General features: G+C 38.5%; 19 protein-coding genes, 3 pseudogenes and 2 riboswitches. Of the genes and pseudogenes, 14 read left to right on the plus strand and 8 right to left on the minus strand.

Going from position 1 to position 20,939, the window contains the following annotated elements:
• Window positions 1-106 precede the first annotated feature (106 nt).
• Together sigI and ABES02_RS20875 are read left to right on the plus strand one after the other, a co-directional pair.
• Window positions 107-853, plus strand: coding sequence for an RNA polymerase sigma factor SigI (gene sigI / locus ABES02_RS20870; RefSeq protein ID WP_430139245.1), 747 nt, complete (start codon window positions 107-109; stop codon window positions 851-853).
• A complete protein-coding gene (locus tag ABES02_RS20875) occupies window positions 850-1,869 on the plus strand; it encodes an anti-sigma factor domain-containing protein (RefSeq protein ID WP_430139247.1) in 1,020 nt (339 codons plus the stop codon). The genes sigI and ABES02_RS20875 overlap by 4 nt, the downstream gene beginning before the upstream one ends.
• A gap of 41 nt (window positions 1,870-1,910) precedes the next feature.
• Here the strand turns inward: ABES02_RS20875 and ABES02_RS20880 are convergent, their stop codons facing one another.
• The 4 genes and pseudogenes from ABES02_RS20880 to ABES02_RS20895 all read right to left on the minus strand — a co-directional run bounded on the left by ABES02_RS20880 (window position 1,911) and on the right by ABES02_RS20895 (window position 4,110).
• On the minus strand, window positions 1,911-2,114 hold the full coding sequence (locus ABES02_RS20880) for a small, acid-soluble spore protein, alpha/beta type (protein ID WP_430139249.1): 204 nt from the start codon (window positions 2,112-2,114) through the stop codon (window positions 1,911-1,913).
• A 310-nt stretch (window positions 2,115-2,424) separates the two neighbouring features.
• Window positions 2,425-3,334, minus strand: a pseudogene (locus tag ABES02_RS20885) ((Fe-S)-binding protein); the annotation flags it as partial.
• A gap of 36 nt (window positions 3,335-3,370) precedes the next feature.
• Window positions 3,371-3,667, minus strand: a pseudogene (locus tag ABES02_RS20890) (sugar diacid recognition domain-containing protein); the annotation flags it as partial.
• A gap of 89 nt (window positions 3,668-3,756) precedes the next feature.
• Window positions 3,757-4,110, minus strand: coding sequence for a DUF3905 domain-containing protein (locus ABES02_RS20895; RefSeq protein WP_430139251.1), 354 nt, complete (start codon window positions 4,108-4,110; stop codon window positions 3,757-3,759).
• A gap of 51 nt (window positions 4,111-4,161) precedes the next feature.
• Here ABES02_RS20895 and ABES02_RS20900 point away from each other — a divergent pair, with 51 nt between their 5' ends.
• Window positions 4,162-4,404 carry a hypothetical protein gene (locus ABES02_RS20900; RefSeq protein ID WP_430139305.1) on the plus strand — a complete coding sequence of 81 codons (243 nt, stop codon included), beginning with the start codon at window positions 4,162-4,164 and terminating at the stop codon, window positions 4,402-4,404.
• Complete coding sequence (locus ABES02_RS20905; protein WP_430139253.1) at window positions 4,405-4,539, plus strand: hypothetical protein; 135 nt, start codon at window positions 4,405-4,407, stop codon at window positions 4,537-4,539.
• Between the two features lie 320 nt (window positions 4,540-4,859).
• Here the strand turns inward: ABES02_RS20905 and ABES02_RS20910 are convergent, their stop codons facing one another.
• Both ABES02_RS20910 and ABES02_RS20915 read right to left on the minus strand, forming a co-directional pair.
• Window positions 4,860-6,599 (minus strand): B12-binding domain-containing radical SAM protein, encoded by a 1,740-nt coding sequence (locus ABES02_RS20910; protein WP_430139255.1) that lies wholly within the window; start codon window positions 6,597-6,599, stop codon window positions 4,860-4,862.
• Between the two features lie 121 nt (window positions 6,600-6,720).
• Window positions 6,721-7,083, minus strand: a pseudogene (locus tag ABES02_RS20915) (L-lactate permease); the annotation flags it as partial.
• A 111-nt stretch (window positions 7,084-7,194) separates the two neighbouring features.
• On the opposite strand from ABES02_RS20915, the gene ABES02_RS20920 reads away from it, so the two are divergent.
• The 6 genes from ABES02_RS20920 to ABES02_RS20945 all read left to right on the plus strand — a co-directional run bounded on the left by ABES02_RS20920 (window position 7,195) and on the right by ABES02_RS20945 (window position 14,524).
• Window positions 7,195-7,911, plus strand: a complete 717-nt coding sequence (locus ABES02_RS20920) for a (Fe-S)-binding protein (RefSeq protein ID WP_430139257.1) — start codon at window positions 7,195-7,197, stop codon at window positions 7,909-7,911.
• A gap of 52 nt (window positions 7,912-7,963) precedes the next feature.
• Window positions 7,964-9,388, plus strand: coding sequence for a LutB/LldF family L-lactate oxidation iron-sulfur protein (locus ABES02_RS20925; protein ID WP_430139259.1), 1,425 nt, complete (start codon window positions 7,964-7,966; stop codon window positions 9,386-9,388).
• A gap of 2 nt (window positions 9,389-9,390) precedes the next feature.
• Window positions 9,391-10,110 carry a LutC/YkgG family protein gene (locus ABES02_RS20930; protein WP_430139261.1) on the plus strand — a complete coding sequence of 240 codons (720 nt, stop codon included), beginning with the start codon at window positions 9,391-9,393 and terminating at the stop codon, window positions 10,108-10,110.
• A 286-nt stretch (window positions 10,111-10,396) separates the two neighbouring features.
• Window positions 10,397-11,410, plus strand: coding sequence for a 2-oxoacid:acceptor oxidoreductase family protein (locus ABES02_RS20935; RefSeq protein ID WP_430139263.1), 1,014 nt, complete (start codon window positions 10,397-10,399; stop codon window positions 11,408-11,410).
• The gene (locus ABES02_RS20940; protein WP_430139265.1) at window positions 11,410-13,704 is read left to right on the plus strand and encodes a thiamine pyrophosphate-dependent enzyme; all 2,295 of its coding nucleotides are present in this window, start codon (window positions 11,410-11,412) and stop codon (window positions 13,702-13,704) included. Before ABES02_RS20935 ends, ABES02_RS20940 begins: the two co-directional genes overlap by 1 nt.
• Window positions 13,705-13,939: 235 nt before the next feature.
• Window positions 13,940-14,524 carry a metalloregulator ArsR/SmtB family transcription factor gene (locus ABES02_RS20945; protein WP_430139301.1) on the plus strand — a complete coding sequence of 195 codons (585 nt, stop codon included), beginning with the start codon at window positions 13,940-13,942 and terminating at the stop codon, window positions 14,522-14,524.
• Between the two features lie 34 nt (window positions 14,525-14,558).
• Here ABES02_RS20945 and mtnK read toward each other — a convergent pair whose 3' ends face one another.
• The gene (gene mtnK, locus ABES02_RS20950; RefSeq protein ID WP_430139267.1) at window positions 14,559-15,746 is read right to left on the minus strand and encodes an S-methyl-5-thioribose kinase; all 1,188 of its coding nucleotides are present in this window, start codon (window positions 15,744-15,746) and stop codon (window positions 14,559-14,561) included.
• A gap of 104 nt (window positions 15,747-15,850) precedes the next feature.
• Window positions 15,851-16,007: riboswitch (SAM riboswitch) on the minus strand.
• Window positions 16,008-16,083: 76 nt separating this feature from the next.
• Window positions 16,084-16,869 carry a carbon-nitrogen family hydrolase gene (locus ABES02_RS20955; RefSeq protein ID WP_430139269.1) on the minus strand — a complete coding sequence of 262 codons (786 nt, stop codon included), beginning with the start codon at window positions 16,867-16,869 and terminating at the stop codon, window positions 16,084-16,086.
• 110 nt (window positions 16,870-16,979) lie between these two features.
• Here ABES02_RS20955 and ABES02_RS20960 point away from each other — a divergent pair, with 110 nt between their 5' ends.
• The 4 genes from ABES02_RS20960 to ABES02_RS20975 all read left to right on the plus strand — a co-directional run bounded on the left by ABES02_RS20960 (window position 16,980) and on the right by ABES02_RS20975 (window position 20,935).
• Window positions 16,980-18,197: a pyridoxal phosphate-dependent aminotransferase gene (locus ABES02_RS20960; protein WP_430139271.1), complete on the plus strand. Its 1,218-nt coding sequence runs from the start codon at window positions 16,980-16,982 to the stop codon at window positions 18,195-18,197.
• 40 nt (window positions 18,198-18,237) lie between these two features.
• Window positions 18,238-18,346: riboswitch (SAM riboswitch) on the plus strand.
• A 77-nt stretch (window positions 18,347-18,423) separates the two neighbouring features.
• Complete coding sequence (gene mtnW / locus ABES02_RS20965; RefSeq protein WP_430139273.1) at window positions 18,424-19,641, plus strand: 2,3-diketo-5-methylthiopentyl-1-phosphate enolase; 1,218 nt, start codon at window positions 18,424-18,426, stop codon at window positions 19,639-19,641.
• Window positions 19,641-20,312 (plus strand): 2-hydroxy-3-keto-5-methylthiopentenyl-1-phosphate phosphatase, encoded by a 672-nt coding sequence (locus tag ABES02_RS20970; RefSeq protein ID WP_430139275.1) that lies wholly within the window; start codon window positions 19,641-19,643, stop codon window positions 20,310-20,312. Before mtnW ends, ABES02_RS20970 begins: the two co-directional genes overlap by 1 nt.
• Complete coding sequence (locus ABES02_RS20975; protein ID WP_430139277.1) at window positions 20,306-20,935, plus strand: methylthioribulose 1-phosphate dehydratase; 630 nt, start codon at window positions 20,306-20,308, stop codon at window positions 20,933-20,935. Before ABES02_RS20970 ends, ABES02_RS20975 begins: the two co-directional genes overlap by 7 nt.
• Window positions 20,936-20,939: the final 4 nt, after the last annotated feature.

The following is a 20,939-nucleotide window of genomic DNA, read 5'->3' on the forward strand; positions in this document are numbered from 1 at the left end:
AAAAAGGGATTTTCGTTTTAAAACAATGAACTGGGAAAAATTGCGTCACCTACACAAGTCCAAATTAACATTGGTATGTTATAATTGGTCGAATAGAGGTGAGCAAATGCTAAGTTTATTGTTTATGACCAAAAAGAAAAAAAGAACCTTAGAAGAAACGGTCATCTTAATTCAACAAGGTGATAAAACTCTAATTAATGAAATAATTGAAGCGTATAAACCATTTATAGCAAAAACAGTATCTTCCGTATGCAGACGATATATATATGAAACCGATGATGAATTTAGTATTGGCTTAATCGCCTTTAATGAAGCGATTGAAAAGTATTCACCAGATCGCGGGAGCTCACTGTTAAGCTTTTCTGAAGTTATCATTAAAAGAAGAGTCATTGACTATATCCGAAAACAAACTAAAAACCAACATATTAGCATTGACTTAACCAATGCATCACATGAAGAAGAGTCACCTGGTAACGTGATTGTGAATGAGCTCTCCCTGGATGATTATCAAAAAAAAAATGATGAACAGCTGAGGAAAGATGAAATTTATCAATTTCAAATGCTCTTAAGGTCCTTTGATTTAAATTTCAGCGATTTAGTCGAGAATTCCCCGAAGCATGCTGACGCCAGGAAAAATGCCATACTTATTGCAAAGATGCTAATTGAAAATTCTGAAATGAGAGAATTGCTGCTTGAAAAAAAGCGACTACCAATTAAACAATTGGAAAAGATGGTAAACGTCAGTAGAAAAACCATCGAACGTAACCGAAAATACATTATTGCTATTGCACTGATTTTATCGAGTGAATATGTTTATTTGAAAGATTATCTAAAGGGGGTGATAGAGGATTGAAAAAGGGAATTGTTATGGAAATTGATGATGCATTTTTAACTCTTTTAACCCCTGAAGGCGAATTTTTGCGGGCAAGGAAGCAAAACCAGACCTATTTACTTGGTGATGAAATTCATTTTTTTCCGATTGAAAGCATAAGTACTAATAATTCATTTAATTCATTAAAAAGGATATGGAAGCAAAGAACGGTATGGACCGCTGCATTAGCAATAATCATCCTTTTTGGTTCATTTATTCCAATGTATCAAAATAATAGGGCATATGCCTATATGTCCATTGATGGGAATTCGCGTATTAAGCTTGGTATTAATAAAAAAATGCAGGTTGTGGAATTAACTGGTTTGAATAAAGAGGGTAAAAAAGTAATATCACATCTGGATAATTGGGAAAAGAAGAATGTTTCACAAGTAACCAATACGATTTTGGCTGAAATTAAGGATGAAGGCTATCTAAATAAAACTAAACCCGTTCTTATCGCTACTTTTCCAAAGAAAAATCTGGAGCTGGTTACCAAAGAAGAGCTTAAGAAGAGTATTCAGAAAATCAAAAAAACTGTTCATAATCAGCATCCTGATGTAACTTTTGTGACAGGAAAAGAAAAGGATTGGGAAAATCAGTCTCCTGTCACAAATAAAGGCAAAGAACACCTAAAAACAAATGCGAGTATGTCAGAAAATAAGAAAAATGACATTTCATCGCAGCCATCAAGTCCGCCTGGCCAATTAAAAAAACCAGAGGTAAATGGCAACTTGAATAACAAAGGCACACTTGAAAATAGTCTAAAGCAAAAAGACATAACTAATCATTCCAACGGGACATCTATTCCATCTACACAATGGGAAAAGAGGGATGAGGGGAAAATAAAACAAAATCAAGGCTATTCAAAAAAACAATCTTCTCCAGAGGAAAACTCAAACCAAAAAAGAAAAAACAATATTGATAAGATGCAGGATAAATCTAAAGTAAAAATGGATTCAAATATAAAAGGAAAACTGAAAGGCCCAATTAAAGAGTAAAAGTCCGGAAAGAATCCGGACTTTTTTCCATTTTTATTCAATTATTGATTTTTAAATTGCCCAGATATTTGGGCTTGTGCTTGTTGAACAAGCCTTTTTGTTATTTCGCCGCCAACAGACCCATTTGCTCTAGAGACTGTATCTGAACCTAATTGAACACCAAATTCTTGGGCTATTTCGTATTTTACCTGATCCAAGTACTGCTCAATTCCAGGTACTAATAATTTGTTGCTGCTATTAGCCATTTTATTCAACTCCTTTTATTCTACAGAGAAATTTATCTCTGTACCAATATTATTTATGTTCATCCTTGTTTTCATGAGTGGTAATGTTTTTCGGTTATGGATATTTCATATTTATTTATTTTGCTCTGTTAAATTTGGCTGTTGATTTCCGTTTCAGGCGCTCGCTTTCCGCGGGCGTGCCGTGGAGCCTCCTCGGCGCTTTTGCGCCTGTGGGGTCTCCCCTGCCCCGTACTCCCGCAGGAGTCGAGCGCCTTCCACTCCATTCAACAGAGTATAAGAAACAAAAATATCGTTTAACAGAGCAATTTATTTATTCAGTTTTAACAGCTTCTAATAATAGGTCAACAATATGGATGCCTCTCATTTTCTCAGAGAGCCCTTCTTTTTCAATTCCAACCTTCACTTGGAGCAGGCAGCCTGGGTTGGCAGTTACAATCGTTGTTGCCTGTGTATTTTTTGCTTGCTCCATTTTGTAGTCAAGCATTTTCATCGACATTTCTGACTCAATAATATTGTAAATTCCAGCTGACCCGCAGCAACGATCTGCATCTTTCATTTCTGCATACTCTGCTCCCTTAATAGATTGGAGAAGTTGTCTGGGTGCAGAAGCCGTTTTCATTACATTCCGTAAGTGACAAGAATCCTGATAGGTAATAACTTGAGGCGGTAGCTCTAATTTCACCTTCTTGTGAAAGTTAACAGAAACCAAAATTTCAGAAACATCTTGAATTTTTTCTGTGAATTTCTTTGCCCGCTCTTTCCACTCAGGATCGTCCTTTAATAGATGATCATAATCAAGCAAGAAGGCACCACAACCGCCTGCATTTGTTATAATAAAATCAACATTTAAGTCTTCAAAGGCTTGGATATTCCTTTTTGCCAGATTTGCTGAACCATTCTTTTCACCATAATGACCGTGGAGGGCGCCACAGCAGTTCTTCTGGGATAATAATTTCGCAACCCGCAAGCTATAGTAACTTGATCGTAGAGTCATTTGTTTTCATAAACATCGAGTCCATCAAACAACCGCTAAAAAAAGCAACTCGATGTGTTTGTTTTCCAATCGGATCAACATGGACAGGTCTATTTTTTAATTCTTTCATTGTTGCTACTTCTGGGAGCACTTTTTCCATCAATGCTAAATGGTCGGGCAAGATCCCTAAAAAGCCAATTTTTCTTGCAGTGGCTTGTAACCCGGACCGTTGGTAAAATCCAATTAACAGAAGTTCCGTCATTTTGCGAATAATTTCTCCAAACGGAGTTACCTTAGAAGGATCTCCTGTAATTCCGATAATCCCGATCACATCATTTTGAAAAAATATCGGAAAGTTTATTCCAGCCTTTACACCTGTAAGCTTCATCTGGTCTTCTTCTGTAATAATCAATTTTTTCTTTTTTTGTAAAGCAATAAAAGCCCCTTCATGAAAGGTCCCAACTCGTTTAAAGTCTGTGCTTGCTATAATAATACCCTCTATATTTACCACGATAATATCTTCTCCAATTAATTTTCGCACTTCATTTATGATTTTCTCAGCAAGTGCAGGTAATAACATTGAACGCACCCCTCAAAAAAGCTATTCTAATTGCATTATAACACTCATACAAAAAACTCTGGGATCATTTTCCCAGAGTCAATTGCGTTTTAGTCACTGCCATGACTAACGTCTTTTGAAGGATGCATAAATGGGTAGGCTTTAGGTTTCTTTTTACTTTCTAGAAGTTCACGATTCTCCGCTGTATTCCAGCCAATATCATTCGTTGGGTGAACCCATTCGTCACCAGCCATTATGGCAGGGTCGGTGTCCTTTGACCAGTTTTCTAATGGAGAATTTTCGGAAGCATAAAGGCTATCTCCGATAATCACACCATGTTCATTTACAAAGGGAGGCTGCATCTTAATTCCTGTTTCTGAAAAACTTGGGGCATTAATTTGATGTGGCATGGTTTCTTCTAAAGTAATTTTCTCTATCGATTTTTCTTCTTTATTTTTTGTCATTTTTCCTCACTCCATTTTTTCTTATTTTCTTTCAATGGAGTAATTTTATGAATGAAAAATAAGGAAACGAATGTTTATGTCAAAAATGAAAAAACTAAGGGTGTAAGAATAATTAGTAGGAGGAGTCAAACAATGGCAAAGCGAAAAGCGGAATTTGATGCAGTAGAAAAATATACGAAAACCCCCCACAAAAATGTTCAAGAAAGTGAATTCTCAGCAGAATTTACTGATAATAACAATGCGATTCGTTTTCAAAACCGCAATTCAAAATTAGGAAAAAAAGGTCGGAGCTAAATGACTGGTCGTCGTAAAATCCCCCCGCGTATACCGACTGAGGATTTCAGTATGGAAATTGGCGATGTTAACGGTGTAAAGCTTTATGAAATAAAAAAGCTTTTAAAGCAAAAAAGTACAAGGAAACAAAAATAAGCCAGGACCGGTTTTTTCAGCTTATCGAGATTAAGAATAATAAGGTTTTTTTAAGCTATCCAGAAATAAAAAATAAAATGAAAGCCGAAATCCTTTGATAACAAAAGTGATTTCGGCTTATTTTTATGATTTTTAAATGAGTTGTAGGTCAAAATTGAATACCACACCGTTGATTGGAGCGGAAGGCGCGAAGACTCCTGCGGGAGTACGGGGCAGGGGAGACCCCGCAGGAGCGAAGCGACGAGGAGGCTCCCCGGCACGCCCGCGGAAAGCGAAGCGCCTGGAGCGCAAATCAACACTATTATTCAGGCTTCTTTAATTCATTTAAACGGAAAAATAACAGTTCGAGAATTTGTTGGGTCAAAGTAAGCCAGCAGGTAGGATGGAGCACTTATAATCTCTCCTGTTTCTAAATAACTCGATAAATCAAAGGAAACCTCTTCAAGCATTGTATGCTTATATAATTCCTTTTCATCCAGTCCAAGTATGGTGAAAGCCTCTCCTAACAAAGATGGATTCTCCGAAATTTGTTTGTACAATTGGGTCCGCTGCTGTTTTTCCAGGTTCGCTTCCCACCATGGTTTTCTCGGCTTAAACTTATGATGTTTAAGGTAATCATATTTCATCAGACTTGTAACGATATCTAACTCATCAATAGATTTATATTCCAAAAATGAATGTAAGCGCCGGAACAAATCTTCTAGTTGGTGCCCAATTCTTGACCAACCCTGCACATCCCAATAAGAACCAAATTCTTGAAAGAAATCAAATGCTGATGGAAAGGCATTCATTACCAAATATTCAACCGTATTATCCATACGGTGGTCATTCCAATATTTCTCAAGTACATCTTCTACTTGCTTAATTCTCACAATGTCATCAAAAGAAAGGACATTATTACTTAAGATTTCATATGGGGAATGGTCCATATATACATATTGATGCTCGGCAGCACGCAATCGTACCCCTGTTCCTCGCAGCATTTTTAAAAATCCTAATTGCAATTCTTCAGGTCTCATTTCAAAGACATCATTGAAAGTCTTACGGAAAGATGAGTAGTCCTCTTCAGGAAGTCCAGCAATTAAATCAAGATGCTGGTCAATTTTCCCACCTTCTTTAACCATGGTAACTGTTCTGGTTAGCTTTACAAAGTTCTGTTTCCTCATTACAAGTTCATTCGTATAATCATTAGTTGATTGGACGCCGATTTCAAAGCGGAAAAGCCCCTTAGGTGCCTCCTGATTTAGAAATTCTATAACCTCTGGCCGCATAATGTCAGCCGTTATTTCGAACTGAAATACGGTCCCAGGAAGATGTTCATCAATGAGAAAACGGAACATTTCCATTGCATAGCTCCTGCTAATATTAAAGGTACGATCAACAAATTTAATCGTTTTTGCGCCATTCGCCATTAAATAGCGGATATCGTCTTTTATTTTTTCTCGATCAAAATATCGGACGCCAACTTCAATAGAAGAAAGACAAAATTGGCAACTAAATGGACAGCCACGACTTGTCTCTATGTAAGATACCCGCTTACTTAGATGAGGAATATCCTCAGGGAATCGGTATGGCGATGGAAGTTCCTTAAGGTCCAGCTTATTGCGCTGCGGAGTGATCTTCACTTTACCTTCTTCACGATAAGCTACTCCGTGGACATTTAGTAAATTTTGACTCATTTCTAATTCTGTAAGTAACTGTTTAAAGGTTTGTTCCCCTTCACCGATCACAATAAAATCTATCTCTGGATAGTTTTTCATCCAATAACTTGTATCATAAGTGACCTCAGGACCACCTAAGACAATATAAATAGAAGGGTCTATTTTTTTTAACATGCTGACAACTTTAAGCGTTTCTTCGATATTCCAAATGTAACAGCTAAAGCCAATCACGCTTGGTTTTTGTTGATAAAGGTCTGACACTATATTCATGATAGGGTCCTTTATCGTATATTCTTTAATTTGTATATCAAATTCAGGAGATGCATAGGCTTTCAAATAGCGGATTGCTAAGTTTGTATGAATATACTTGGCATTCAAGGTAGAGCAAATAACCTTCATAAAAATACTCCTTTTGCTAAAATAAAACAATATTTTATTATAATCTATTTTAAACAAAAATGATAGAAGCAAACCATGAAAAAAGACCTGTGCTTGTTGGCACAGGTCTTAAGAATTTTTATCATGGAATCATGAAGGACAGGAAATGACTCTGAAGGAAGGTCATAATTCCAACAATTATTACTAAGATGAAGCTGTGTTTAACGGTAAAACGGAATAAATCGGATTCTTTTCCTGCAAGTCCTACAGCCGCACAAGCTACTGCAATGGATTGAGGTGATATCATTTTTCCTGTTACTCCACCTGATGAGTTAGCTGCAATCGCTAACACTGGATCCATGCCAATAGAAGTTGCTGTAATCTTTTGCAGGTTACCAAATAGCAAGTTAGCAGAAGTATCTGAACCAGTGATAAATACCCCAAGCCAGCCAAGGAATGGCGAAAAGAATGGAAAAAGAAGCGAGCCTGTTAACCTTATAGTAATATGATAAATATTAAAACTTTGACAATCTTTTTTTGTTTAGTCATCAGATGACCAGTTAATCTGCTGTTTGGAGTTGCTTAAATTATTATATGTTATGAGAGGGAGAGAGATATGAAGGTTACTCTTTTTGCAACTTGTTTAGTTGATTTATTCCAAAGTAATGTAGGAAAAGCTACAGTTGAACTACTTGAAAGGCTAGGGTGTGAGATTGATTTTCCTGAATCGCAGGTTTGCTGCGGACAGCCTGCTTATAATAGTGGTTATGTCAACGAATCAAAACAGGCAATGAAACGGATGATCGATACCTTTATTGATGCCGAATACGTAGTGTCCCCATCAGGTTCTTGTGCAACCATGTTTCGTGAATATCCCCATATTTTTAAGGGAGATCCTGTTTGGGAACCAAAAGCAATAAAACTGGCAGAAAAGACATTTGAGTTAACACAGTTTATTGTGGATGTTTTAAAAATAGAAGATGTGGGTGCAAGGTTTGATGCAAGTGTTACATATCATACTTCCTGTCATATGACAAGGTTATTAGGTGTTAAAGAGGCTCCTATGATTCTTTTAAAGAATGTAAAAGGTCTTAGGTTCACAGAATTGCCAGGCAAGGAACAATGCTGTGGATTCGGCGGAACCTTTTCAGTTAAAATGGCACAAATATCAGAGCAAATGGTTGATGAAAAAGTACGACATGTGGAAGAAACAGAAGCAGAGTATTTAATTGGTGCAGATGCAGGCTGTCTTATGAATATTGGCGGCCGGATTGAAAGAAAAGGCAAGCCGATTAAAGTAATGCATATAGCTGAGGTATTAAATAGCAGATAAATCAATCTGGTTGTGGAGTTTGAGAATTCGAAATTATGGGAGGAATCATACTATGGCAATGAAGATTGGCACAGATCAATTTAAAGAACGTGTGGATAAAGGGATTCATAATTCCTTTATGCGCGGTGCGGTTGCTGGCGCTCAGGACGGAATGGGTGTAAAAAGGCGAGTCGCAACCGAAGAGTTGGGGAATTGGGAAGACTGGCGATCACATGGCGAAGAAATTCGACAGCATGTCCTTGCGCATTTGGATTATTATTTAGAGCAATTAAGTGAGAATGTTGCCAAACGTGGCGGACATGTTTTTTTTGCACAAACAAAAGAAGAGGCCAATGAGTATATCCGAGGTATCGTCCAAAAGAAAAATGCAAAGAAAATTGTCAAATCGAAATCGATGGTTACGGAGGAAATCAGCTTAAATGCCGTATTAGAGCAAGAGGGCTGTGAAGTAATTGAAACTGACCTTGGTGAATACATTCTGCAAGTCGATGATCATGACCCACCATCACATATTGTCGTCCCGGCTCTTCATAAAAATAAAGAGCAAATTCGGGATGTATTTAAGGAAAAACTGGGCTACACCAAGACTTCAAAGCCTGAAGAACTAGCAGCGCATGCACGGGATATGCTTCGTAAGGAATATCTATCAGCAGATATCGGAATTACAGGTTGTAACTTTGCTGTTGCTGAAACGGGTTCGTTTAGTTTAGTAACGAATGAAGGGAACGCCGATTTAGTAACGGCCTTACCAAAAACGCAAATAACGGTCATGGGAATGGAGAGAATTGTTCCTACTTTTGAAGAGATGGAGGTTCTTGTCAGCCTCTTAACGAGAAGTGCAGTCGGGCAAAAATTAACCAGCTATATTACTGTTTTAACAGGTCCAAGAGAGGAATTAGATGTGGATGGACCAGAGGAATTTCATCTAGTAATTGTCGATAACGGCAGATCAAATATTTTAGGCGGAGAATTCCAAGCAGTGCTTCAATGTATCCGATGTGCTGCCTGTATTAATGTTTGCCCGGTTTATCGCCATGTTGGAGGACATTCCTACGGTTCGATTTATTCAGGTCCAATTGGCGCTGTGTTATCACCATTACTTGGGGGATATGAGGAATATAAAGAATTACCATATGCATCTACCCTTTGTGGAGCCTGTACAGAGGTTTGTCCCGTTAAAATACCGTTGCATAATCTTCTTCATAAACACAGGGAAATCATTGTTGAAAAAGAAGGGAAGGCACCAATCTCCGAAAAGCTGGCGATGAAAGCTTTTGGTCTAGGTGCATCCTCTCCTACCCTTTATAAGCTAGGCACTAAACTAGCACCTGCAGCCATGAACCCGTTTACAGTGGGAGACAAAATATCAAATGGTCCAGGTCCATTAAAGGCATGGACGGAAATTCGAGAGTTTCCGGCTCCAAATAAAGAGCGATTTAGAGATTGGTTTAAAAATCGCGATAAAGGAGGCAAATAATCATGACAGGCATGATACAAAATCGTGAGAAGTTTTTAAATCAAGTTGCTACTCGGCTTGAACGCCCTCGATTTACTGATCCAGTTAAAAAACCAAAATGGAAATTTCAGCCTCAGTACGAGGTATTTAGGGATGCTTCTCAAGATGAATTGTTAGAGGTCCTAACTGAGCAGTGTAAGAAAATCCATACGAATCTTTATACAACAAAACTAGAAGATCTAAGTAAAACTCTAAATAAAGTAGTTACAGGTTACGGTGGCGGTCCAATTGTGACTTGGAAGGATGACCGTTTTTCTAAGTGGGGGTTGGACCGTCTAATGAAAGAAGAATGGCCAAACCAAAGTTATGAAGTTTATGAATGGGATTATAAAAAGGGGCAAGAAAATATTGCCAAGGCGGAAAAGGCAAATGTAGGAATTACCATCAGTGAAATAACCTTAGCCGAATCTGGGACAGTCGTATTATTCAGTGATGAAAATAAAGGGAGAACAATCAGTTTTTTACCAACTACCTATATTGCGCTAATTCCAAAGAGCAGTCTCGTTCCTCGTATCACTCAAGCTGCACAAAAAATGCGCGAAATGTATCAAAAGACTGGTCACGTCGCTTCATGCATTAATTTTATTACAGGGCCAAGTAATTCGGCGGATATTGAGTTAAATCTTGTTGTAGGAGTTCATGGTCCGATTAAAGCGTCATATATAGTAATAAATGATTTATAATTAACCAAAAGGTCTGCCTTTATGTTCTAAAGGCGGGCCTTATTTTTATGGGGTAAAATCTGTTATAACACATTGATTATCCTGTTATATAAAAAGAAAAATCTCTTAAAGTCAATCAAACTAATGGTTTGAGTGAATTAAATAAATGTGTATTAAAACTTTTTTTGTGATGTTTGACTTTTATCACAGCTTAAAAAATGTTATTGCTCTACAATAATTTTGGGGAAGTTAAATTTCTATGTCTTTTTCGTGTAGAATTTTTGAACGAAATTGTGGGAGGGACATTATGTCTATTTTACCGAAGAAAAATGAATTAGGATTTTTTGAAATCCGTCTTGAATCAATCGGTGGTCTTGGAGCAAATTTAGCTGGAAAAATGTTAGCTGAAGCTGGTGTTTTAAGTCTTGGCTTAAAAGGTTCCAATTTTTCATCTTATGGATCTGAAAAGAAAGGGTCTCCTGTAAAGAGCTTTATTCGTTTTTGTGATCCAGATGTTGAGATAAGAGACCATAGTCCAATCGAACAGCCGCATATAGTGGGCGTTTTCCATGAAGCATTATATAGAACAGTTAATGTTGTCAGCGGTTTGGATGCTGAAGGAATCGTCTTAGTTAATACAGCGAGAGATTTTGATGATGTTAAAAAGGATTTACAGCTTGAATATGGTACGCTTGCCATTGTTGATGCTTTAACCATTGCGGTTGAAGAAAAGACAAAAGTCAATACAGCAATGCTGGGTGCCTTATATCGGATTTGTGATTTTCTAGATCCTGAATCAATGAGAGATGTGATCCGGAAAACGTTTACTAAAAAATATCCTCATCTAGTTGAACCGAATATCCGGACATTTGACCGTGGTTATAATGAGGTTCAATTTAAGAATTATGAGGTGCCAGAAGGCGCTGAGGGCAAGGCGTTTTCCCGTCCGCTTCCACAGCTTGGCTATATGACTCAGGAAATCGGCGGGGTTATGGTTTCACAAGCAAATAGCATTTTTAAAGATTTAAGCGGATCACGCCAAGGATTTCTTCCGGAGTTCAAGCAAGACAAATGTATTAACTGTGCTGCCTGTGATAATGTTTGTCCTGATTTTTGTTTTGTCTGGGAAGAAGGAGAAGATAAGCGCGGCAGAAAGCAAATGTTTCTTAAAGGAATTGACTATCAATATTGTAAGGGCTGCTTAAAATGTGTCGAAGCATGTCCAACAGATGCTCTGGGTGACCTGCGTGAAATGCTGGGTTATGCTGATGATAATCGCGTTAAGCAAAACTTTCCTTATCTTGTAGGAGGGATTCAATAATGGCAATTTTAGAAGATAAATTATCTATTAAAGGTGTAGCAGAACAAACTTCTACATTTGAGTCAGGAAATGAAATGGCTGCCATGGCAGCAGCGCAGATTAATTATCATATAATGGGATATTTCCCAATTACACCATCAACAGAGGTAGCGCAATTTTTAGACCAGATGAAAACACGTGGGGAGCATGATATTAAGCTAATCCCAGCAGATGGAGAACACGGTTCAGCTGGAATTTGTTATGGTGCTGCAGCAACTGGGGCCCGTGTTATTAATGCAACTAGTGCCAATGGTTTCTTATACATGCTCGAACAAATGCCTGTCCAATCGGGAACTCGTTTTCCAATGGTTATGAATCTAGTAACTCGCGCAGTCAGTGGACCGCTTGATATTCGTGGAGACCACTCTGACCTTTATTATGCATTGAATACAGGGTGGGTTATTTTAACAGCCAAAACGCCACAGGCTGTTTATGATATGAATATTATGGCATTAAAGATTGCCGAACACTCAAAAGTCCGCCTGCCTGTTATTGTGGCATATGATGGATTCTTTACTTCGCACCAGAAACGTAGAGTTGAATTCTTTAAGGATCGCCGTGTGGTACAGCAATTTGTTGGTGAATGTCCTACCGATTACAATTTTGTTAGGGATTTAAGCAAGCCCGTAACCATCGGCGCTCATATGAGCGGAGATGATTTCATCAACAATCACTACCAGCAATCTGAAGCGATATACAATGCTGGTGAAGTATTTAAGGAAGTCGCTGCTGAATATACTAAGCTTTCTGGCAGAGAATATTCAGTCCTCGATTTATATAAAATGGAAGATGCAGATGTGGCATTATTCCTATTAAACTCTGCAGCAGAGTCAGCAAAAGATGTTGTGGATCAATTGCGTGAAAAAGGAATAAAAGCAGGGGTAATTAGCCCGAATATTATCCGTCCATTCCCAGCGAAGGAAATTCGCGAAGCACTTAAGAATGTAAAAACCTTATTAGTGGGTGAGCGTGCCGATTCGTATGGTGCAAATGGTCCAAATTTAACACACGAAGTAAAATCAGCCCTACAAGATGATAAAGACAACAATACCATTGTGTTAAGTCGTGTATTTGGTCTTGGCGGTAAGGATTTCTATGCTAGTGATGCACAGGCGTTCTTTGAAATGGCGATTGATGCAATGGAAAAAGGCTATGCTGAAAAACCATTTGATTACTATGGGCATATTCCAGGAAACCCTGAAAAAATCCTTAAGCCTGTTATTTTGCCTCAGCATGGCGATGTATATAAAACTGGTTTAATCGATGTGAAAATGGATGAAGAAACCAATAAATTAAAGGTGAAAATTCCTCCTCTTCGTGCCCTTACCGGAAAACCAAAACGGATTGCATCTGGTCATGGTGCATGTCCAGGGTGCGGAATTTTTGCAGGATTAGAATTATTCTTTAAAGGAATTGAGGGAGATATTGTAACTCTATTCCAAACTGGATGTGCTTATGTAACGACAACAGGTTATCCAAGCACTTCACATAAGCAAACAATGATTCACAACTTGTTTCAAAACGGGGCAGCTACCCTATCAGGTACACTAGAAGCATTCATGGAATTAAAACGTCGTGGTGAAATCAACGTTTCTGACGACGCAACCTTTGTGATGATTACTGGTGATGGTGGTATGGATATTGGTATGGGCTCTGCAATTGGAACAGCGCTTCGTGGACATAAGTTAATCATGCTGGAGTATGATAATGAAGGTTATATGAATACTGGTTCGCAAATGTCTTATTCTACACCACTAGGGCATATGACTAGCACCTCCGGTGTGGGTAAAGCGCAGCGCGGAAAAGCCTTCCATCATAAGGATACAGCACAAATCATGGCGTCAACCAATATTCCTTATGTGTTTACAGGGTCAGAGGCCTTCCCGCAAGACTTAGTGAAAAAAGGTGCAAAGGCCCAGTGGTATGCACAAAATTTGGGTACGGTTTACGGGAAAATTCTCATCACATGTCCGCTTAACTGGAAATCTGATGACCGCTACGGTACAAAAATTGTCGAGGCCGCTGTTGATTCTTGCTTCTTCCCGCTTTATGAAGTGGAGCAAGGCGTCACAACGATTACGTATAATCCGGAAGAAAAGAACAAGCGGATTTCACTATCTGATTGGTTGAAATATATGGGTAAAACCAAGCATCTTCTTAAAGAAGAAAATAGACCATTATTAGAAGAATTTGAAACAGAAGTTGAAAAGAGATGGCAGCGCCTAAAAGCTAAGCATGAAAATCCAATGTTATAATGACGCGGAAAAAGCAAAGTGTATATCTTTGCTTTTTCTGTTATAATAATTATTTTTTTATAGAAAGGGTAGAGGAACTGTTTTTCATATCACATTACCTGTTGATTTAAATAATTTACATCCTTGAAATAAAACACTTCCAAGCAAAGGAAGTGTTTTATTTATTGACAGAACACTTATGATTTGATATATATCTAATTAGATGAATGTCAAAATGAAGGGTTTGATGAATTTGATGCAGCTGAACCGTTTAGTAGAGTTCTATAAAACTATGGGTGACCCTACAAGGGTAAGGATTGTTTCCCTTTTAGCTAAGGGCCCATTGCACGGGCAGGCGATCGCCGGTAAGCTGGGCTTAACTGCACCAACGATTACCCATCACTTGAAAAAACTACGTGAGGTTCATGTGGTTTATGAAAGAAGGGATAAAAATACGATTTACTTCTATTTAAATCATTCGATGATTAAACAACAAGCGGATGTGCTATCTCAACTTTTAGAAAAAAGAGGGGAGGAACTTGAAAATATGGTAGAAGACAGCCTTGAGAGGCAAAAAATTATTGGAAATTTCTATTCAAAAGATGGTAAATTGAAAACCATTCCTGCCCAGAGGAAAAAGAAATTAATAGTCTTTGAACATATGGTTAAGGGATTAAAAAGTGGAAAGAAATATGAAGAAAAAGAACTAAATGAGTATATTAAACAATTTCATGAAGATTATGCGACCATTCGACGGGAGTTCATAATCAACCATTATATGTACAGGGAAAATGGGGTTTATGAGTTAAATCCAGAAGAAATGTGGGCGAAACCGGAATGAAAAAGCAATCCGAAATATTCGGATTGCTTTTAAGTTATTCAAGCACGGTTTTGACTGTTTCGAAGAAAGTTGCAAGGTTTTTGGTTTCTTTTCTAAGTTTAATTAGTGCTTTCCCGAGTTCTAGTGTTTTTTGTTTCGCTGCTAATCTAACATGCTCATTTTCAATACTATCTAAATCAGCAACATGGGCTAGGCCGATTGTTCTTCTGATTAATTCACAGCCGGCAAATCCAATTGCGTCTTCGAAAAATTTAGATAAATTAAATTTTAAGAATTCTGCTGTTTTTGCTAGAGGTTCTTTATTTTCTATTTCCCATAAATGAGTATACTCCTCTTCAAAAACATTCCAAACTGTTTCAATGTGATTGATAAAAGTCTCACGATTAGGAACATTCACAATGACCTGGAAAAGAAGATTGGCAAATACTTGTGCAATATCAAATCCCGCCGGTCCGTAAAAGGCAAACTCGGGATCAATTACCTTTGTTTCCGAATTATCTGCAAAAATACTTCCTGTGTGCAGGTCACCATGAAGAAGTACCTCTGAATCAGTTAAAAATGCCTTTTTCAATATATTGACTTGCAGCTTTAATTCTTCGTCCTGCCAAAGTCCTTCGACTGCTCCTCTTAATCCTGCTTCGAAGTTATTTGTTTCTGCATCATAAAATGGATCAGTAAAAATTAAATCTTCCGTAATTTTGCAAAGCTCAGGATTAATAAATTGATGAACTCTTGCTTTTTTTGCACCAGGTCCTAACCCGTAATCCGATGTATAAAATAGAGTTTTAGCAAGAAACTCGCCAAGATGTTGAGAAATTAACGGGTAGGTTTCCCCCTTAATAAAGCCCGTTCTTGCAATTGAAAGGTGAGACAGGTCCTCCATTACTGTTACTGCGAGTACATCATCCGTGTAATAAACCTTTGGTACATAATTTGGGGCAATCTCTCCAAACGTTTTTAATGCATCTGCTTCAATTTTTGCTCTTTTTAGGGTTAAAGGCCAACTTTCTCCAACAACCTTTGCGTAAGGGAGAGCCTGCTTGATGATAATGCTTTTCTTATTCTTTTCATCCACGATATGAAATACAAGGTTAAGATTGCCATCACCGATTTCCTTGCAAGTTAGCTCCGCACTATTAGTAAAAATATTTAAACTTAAGGCTAGTTTAATTGCAGCGGTTTCAGTTAACGGTTGATAGGTTTGTTGTTTTAATAGACTCATTCTTTTTTTCTCCTTTTTTTGGAGGCTTTGATTGCGCCATATTGCGCTAAAAAAGCCTCTTTCTTGTTTAAAAGAGGCTTTGATGACATACAAGTCTATCGCACCTCTTATCTTTCAGAAAGAAATCCTTCTGTTGGAATTAGCACCGTGCCTTTAGGGGATTTCACCCTAAGCGAATTAATTCGCCCCATTAAAAAATGGTATGATGGTCGGTTGCTGGGCTTCAAAGGGCCAAATCCCTCAGCCAGCTCGTGATAAGAGTATCTAATTTTTTAATTATTCAATCTGATTAGTACTATAACAGGATAAAAAGATTAGTGTCAATACTTTTTGAAAATTATTTATAGTTTTCAGGTTTTCGATCTTCAAAAATGGGAATCAATTTACGAATCTCTTTTACAGAACCAAGTTCAATCTCCACTGTTAAGATTTCTTCCTTTTCTCCTGCTTCAGCAATAATTTCGCCCCATGGGTCAATAACGATAGAATGTCCGGCGAACTGGTTTTTTGGGTCAGCCCCTGATCGATTACAAGCAATCACAAAGCATTGATTTTCAATGGCTCTTGCAATTAATAGTGATCGCCAATGAGATAAACGGGCCGCTGGCCACTCTGCAACGACAAACAGGGCTTCAGCGCCATGCGATGTATGGGTACGAATCCATTCTGGAAAACGGATGTCATAACAAATAACACCAGCAAATGGCTGGTCCTCCAGTCTAAATAACCCTTTTTCGTTACCAGCTTCTAAATAGAGATGCTCATCCATCAGTTTAAACAGATGGAGTTTGCTATATTGATGAATGAGTTGACCTTCATTGTTTACAATGAGAAGCGTGTTTTTCACGCCACTTTCTCCTTGATTGGCGACGGACCCGCCGACAAAATGAACGTGATGTTTCTTGGCTGCGTTTTGGAGGAATTGTATGGTTTGGCTGGCGCCGATGTCTGCAATTTCATTTAGTCGTGTCAAATCATACCCCGTTGTCCATAATTCAGGAAGAACAATAATATCTGGTTTATTTGCCATTGCCTTTTTAATAAGCAAATCTGCTGATTGATAGTTTTTTTCAGGATTACCAAACGCGATATCCATTTGGAGACAAGTAATTTTCAATTTCAAGTTTCCCACCTCTTTGAAAGTTCGGAATTTTTACTTTACAAGCTGTTATAAAAGTTATATCATTTGTGACTAGAATTTCAAGAAAAATATGAATTAAGCAGGTGAGAGCAGTGAAAGAATTTCCACCATCACAACTTTTAAATAGTCTGCCAAAACAATTTTTTGCTACCCTTGTAAAAAAGGTTGGACAATATATTGAACAGGGCTTTGATGTGATAAATTTGGGACAGGGGAACCCTGACCAGCCAACACCGAGTCATATTGTTGCCAAGCTTCAAGAGGCAGCAGCCAATCCCATTAACCATAAATATTCTCCATTTCAGGGCCATCATTATTTAAAACAGGCAGTGGCTGAATTTTATTTAAGAGAATATGGGGTATCCATCGACCCTGATAAAGAAGTGGCCATTCTTTTTGGAGGAAAAGCAGGACTGGTAGAAATTCCTCAATGTTTGCTTAACCCTGGTGATACCATTCTTGTTCCGGACCCTGGCTATCCCGACTATTGGTCTGGCGTTGCGCTCGCACAGGCAGAAATGAGTACGATGCCGCTTCGAGAAGAAAATAACTTTTTGCCGAACTATAACGAGATCTCCGCTGAAACGTTAACAAAAGCCAAATTAATGTTCCTTAATTATCCTAATAATCCGACTGGAGCGACTGCTACGAAAGAATTTTTTGAGGACACGGTCAAGCTTGCATCTGAAAATGATATTTGTATTGTCCATGATTTTGCCTATGGGGCGATTGGATTTGATGGGGAAAAACCAATAAGCTTTCTGCAAATCGAAGGGGCAAAAGATGTGGGGATTGAAATTTATACACTGTCTAAGACCTATAATATGGCCGGCTGGCGTGTTGGCTTTGCCATTGGAAATGAAAGTGTCATATCCGCAATAGAACTATTGCAGGATCATCTTTATGTAAGTTTGTTTGGGGCTGTTCAAGAGGCTGCTTCAGAGGCATTAACAGCCTCACAAGATTGTGTTAAGGAGTTAAATCAGCTTTATGAGCGAAGAAGAAATGTTCTGATTGATGGTCTTCGTTCACTTGGCTGGAATGTTACAGCCCCACAAGGCTCGTTCTTTGCCTGGTTAAAAGTGCCAAGTGGGATAACCTCAGAGGAGTTTGCTAATATTCTTCTTGAACAGGCCCATATTATGGTGGCACCTGGAATTGGCTTTGGGGAGTTTGGAGAGGGCTTTGTCCGGGTTGGTCTTTTATCATCCGAAGAGAGGCTGAGGGAAGCTGTCAGAAGAATTAGTTGTTTAGAAATATTTAAAAAAAAGATTGACATTTTAAATTTTTCTTGCGATAATCCAAAATAAAGTTATCCAATGTGAAAATAATGAATAAATACGAATCGTTTTCTTATCAAGAGCAGGCGGAGGGACTAGCCCAATGAAGCCCGGCAACCGACTTAACCAATTTTTAAGCACGGTGCTAATTCTTGCAGCGAACAGCTGATAGATGAGAAGATGTTAGTTTGTGATGCTAACCTCTTCTTTTCGAAGAGGTTTTTTATGTTGTTTTTGAAAGAGAGGAAGTGTAATAATGTCTGAATTAATCGCTACATATTTACTGCATAATGAAACGAATCCAGACAAAAAAGCAGAGGAAATTGCCTTAGGCTTAACGGTTGGATCATGGACGAACCTGCCAGAACTAGAGAAAAACCAACTGCGAAAGCATAAAGGAAGAGTAGTTTCCATTGAGGGAATCGATTCTGAGGAAGAGAATAAAACATTGATACGCATTGCCTATCCAACTGCAAATTTTTCTAATGATCTGCCTGCTATTTTAACAACTGTCTTTGGGAAGCTTTCATTAGATGGAAAAATAAAATTAATAGATTTACAGTTTGAGGAAGAATTAAAACGATTGTTCCCTGGTCCAAGGTTTGGGATCGAAGGGATTCGAAAGAAATTAAACGTTTTTGAAAGGCCGCTCTTAATGAGTATTTTTAAAGGAGTTCTAGGTAAAGATCTCAAGTTCCTTTCTGAACAGCTTAGGCAGCAGGCTCTTGGCGGTGTCGATCTGGTCAAGGATGATGAAATTCTGTTTGAAAATCAATTAACTCCATTTGAAAAAAGAATCACTGATGGGAAAACCATTTTACAAGAGGTTTATGACGAGACTGGACATAGAACTTTATATGCAGTGAACCTTACTGGCAGGACTTCACAGTTAAAAGACAAGGCAAGGAAAGCTGCTGAGCTTGGTGCAGACTTATTACTTTTTAATGTGTTTTCCTACGGATTGGATGTTCTCCAAGAGTTAAGGGAAGACGAAGAAATTGGTCTGCCGCTTATGGCACATCCAGCGGTAAGTGGTGCCTTAACTTCCTCACCGGAATTTGGTTTTGCCCACTCCTTGCTGCTTGGTAAGCTTCTACGTTATGCTGGGGCAGATTTGTCACTATTCCCGTCCCCGTATGGAACGGTGGCGTTAGAAAAATCTTCTGCGCTAGCGATTGCCAGAAAATTAACGAGAGAAGATGGTTTTAAAAAGGCATTCCCGGTTCCTTCAGCAGGAATTCACCCAGGACTTGTTCCTTTATTAATTCGTGACTTTGGTATTGATTCTGTTATTAATGCCGGCGGCGGTGTTCATGGACATCCAAGCGGAGCACGAGGAGGAGGCCTTGCATTCCGTCAGGCAATCGAAACGACCCTTCAAGGGAAATTGCTTACGCAAGGAGCTGAACAGTATCCTGAGCTAAAAGTGGCATTAGAATTATGGGGTGTCCCTTCCACCGAGGTGACTGCTTAATGGCAAATCCGGTAATCTATTGTGACTTTGATGGGACGATAACCGAAAGTGATAATATCATTGCCATCATGAAAAAATTCGCTCCCCCTGAGTGGGAAGCGATAAAGGATCAAATTCTTTCTCAGCAGATTTCAATCAGGCAAGGTGTCGGCCGCTTGTTTTCCCTCCTGCCAATTGATAGGAGAGAGGAAATAACAAAGTATGCGATTGAAAATGCCAAAATTAGAGCAGGTTTTAAGGAGTTTGTGGAGTTCACAAGAGAAGCAGGAATTCCGCTTTATATCGTAAGCGGCGGTATCGACTTTTTTGTTCATCCCATTCTAAGCGAATATCATCCGTTTACAGGAATATATTGCAATGAATCTGATTTTTCTGATAAAAAGATTCGAATTCTTTGGCCCAATGAATGTGACTCCTTGTGTAATAATGATTGCGGATGCTGTAAACCAAGCATCATTCGTAAATTGAATCATCAGAATAGCTTCAAAATTGTTATCGGTGATTCTGTTACAGATCTTGAGGCAGCAAAACATGCTGACTTTGTACTGGCAAGAGATCTGCTACAAGAAAAATGCCAAGAATGGGGTATTAACCATCATGGTTTTAAGACATTCTTCGATTGTATTGAAGAAATAAAAAAGAGAATTGAGGTGGGTGAACTAACATGTTAAAGGAAAGATGGTCTGAATTAGCCGATGTAAAGGATGAACTGGCGGAACGGGACTGGTTTATGGGAACAAGCGGGAATCTTGCGATTAAAGTGAGTGATCATCCGCTTCAATTTTTAGTGACGGCAAGTGGTAAGGATAAACGCAAGCGGACGGATGAGGATTTTTTACTTGTGGATGAATTCGGCTGTGCAGTTGAAGAAACCCATTTAAAGCCTTCAGCAGAAACATTGCTTCACGTTGAAATTTACCGCAAGACGAATGCTGGCTGCAGTCTTCATGTCCATACGATTGATAATAACGTGATCTCGGAGGTTTATGGTGACAATGGTGAAGTAACCTTTAAAGGTCAAGAATTAATAAAAGCATTTGATAAGTGGGAAGAGGATGCTGTTTTAAAAATACCGATTATTCGGAATTATGCCCATATCCCAACACTCGCAAATAAATTTTCAGAATATGTATCAGGGGATACTGGCGCGATCTTAATTCGCAACCACGGTATTACAGTTTGGGGGAGAAACGCGTTTGAGGCCAAGAAAATTCTTGAAGCCTCGGAATTTTTGTTCCGTTATCAACTGCGCCTGCTAGAACACAAACCATATCAATTGTTTAAAGTAGTCTAATATA

The sequence above is a fragment of the Neobacillus pocheonensis genome (assembly GCF_050477905.1).
GTDB lineage: Bacteria > Bacillota > Bacilli > Bacillales > Cytobacillaceae > Neobacillus > Neobacillus pocheonensis_A.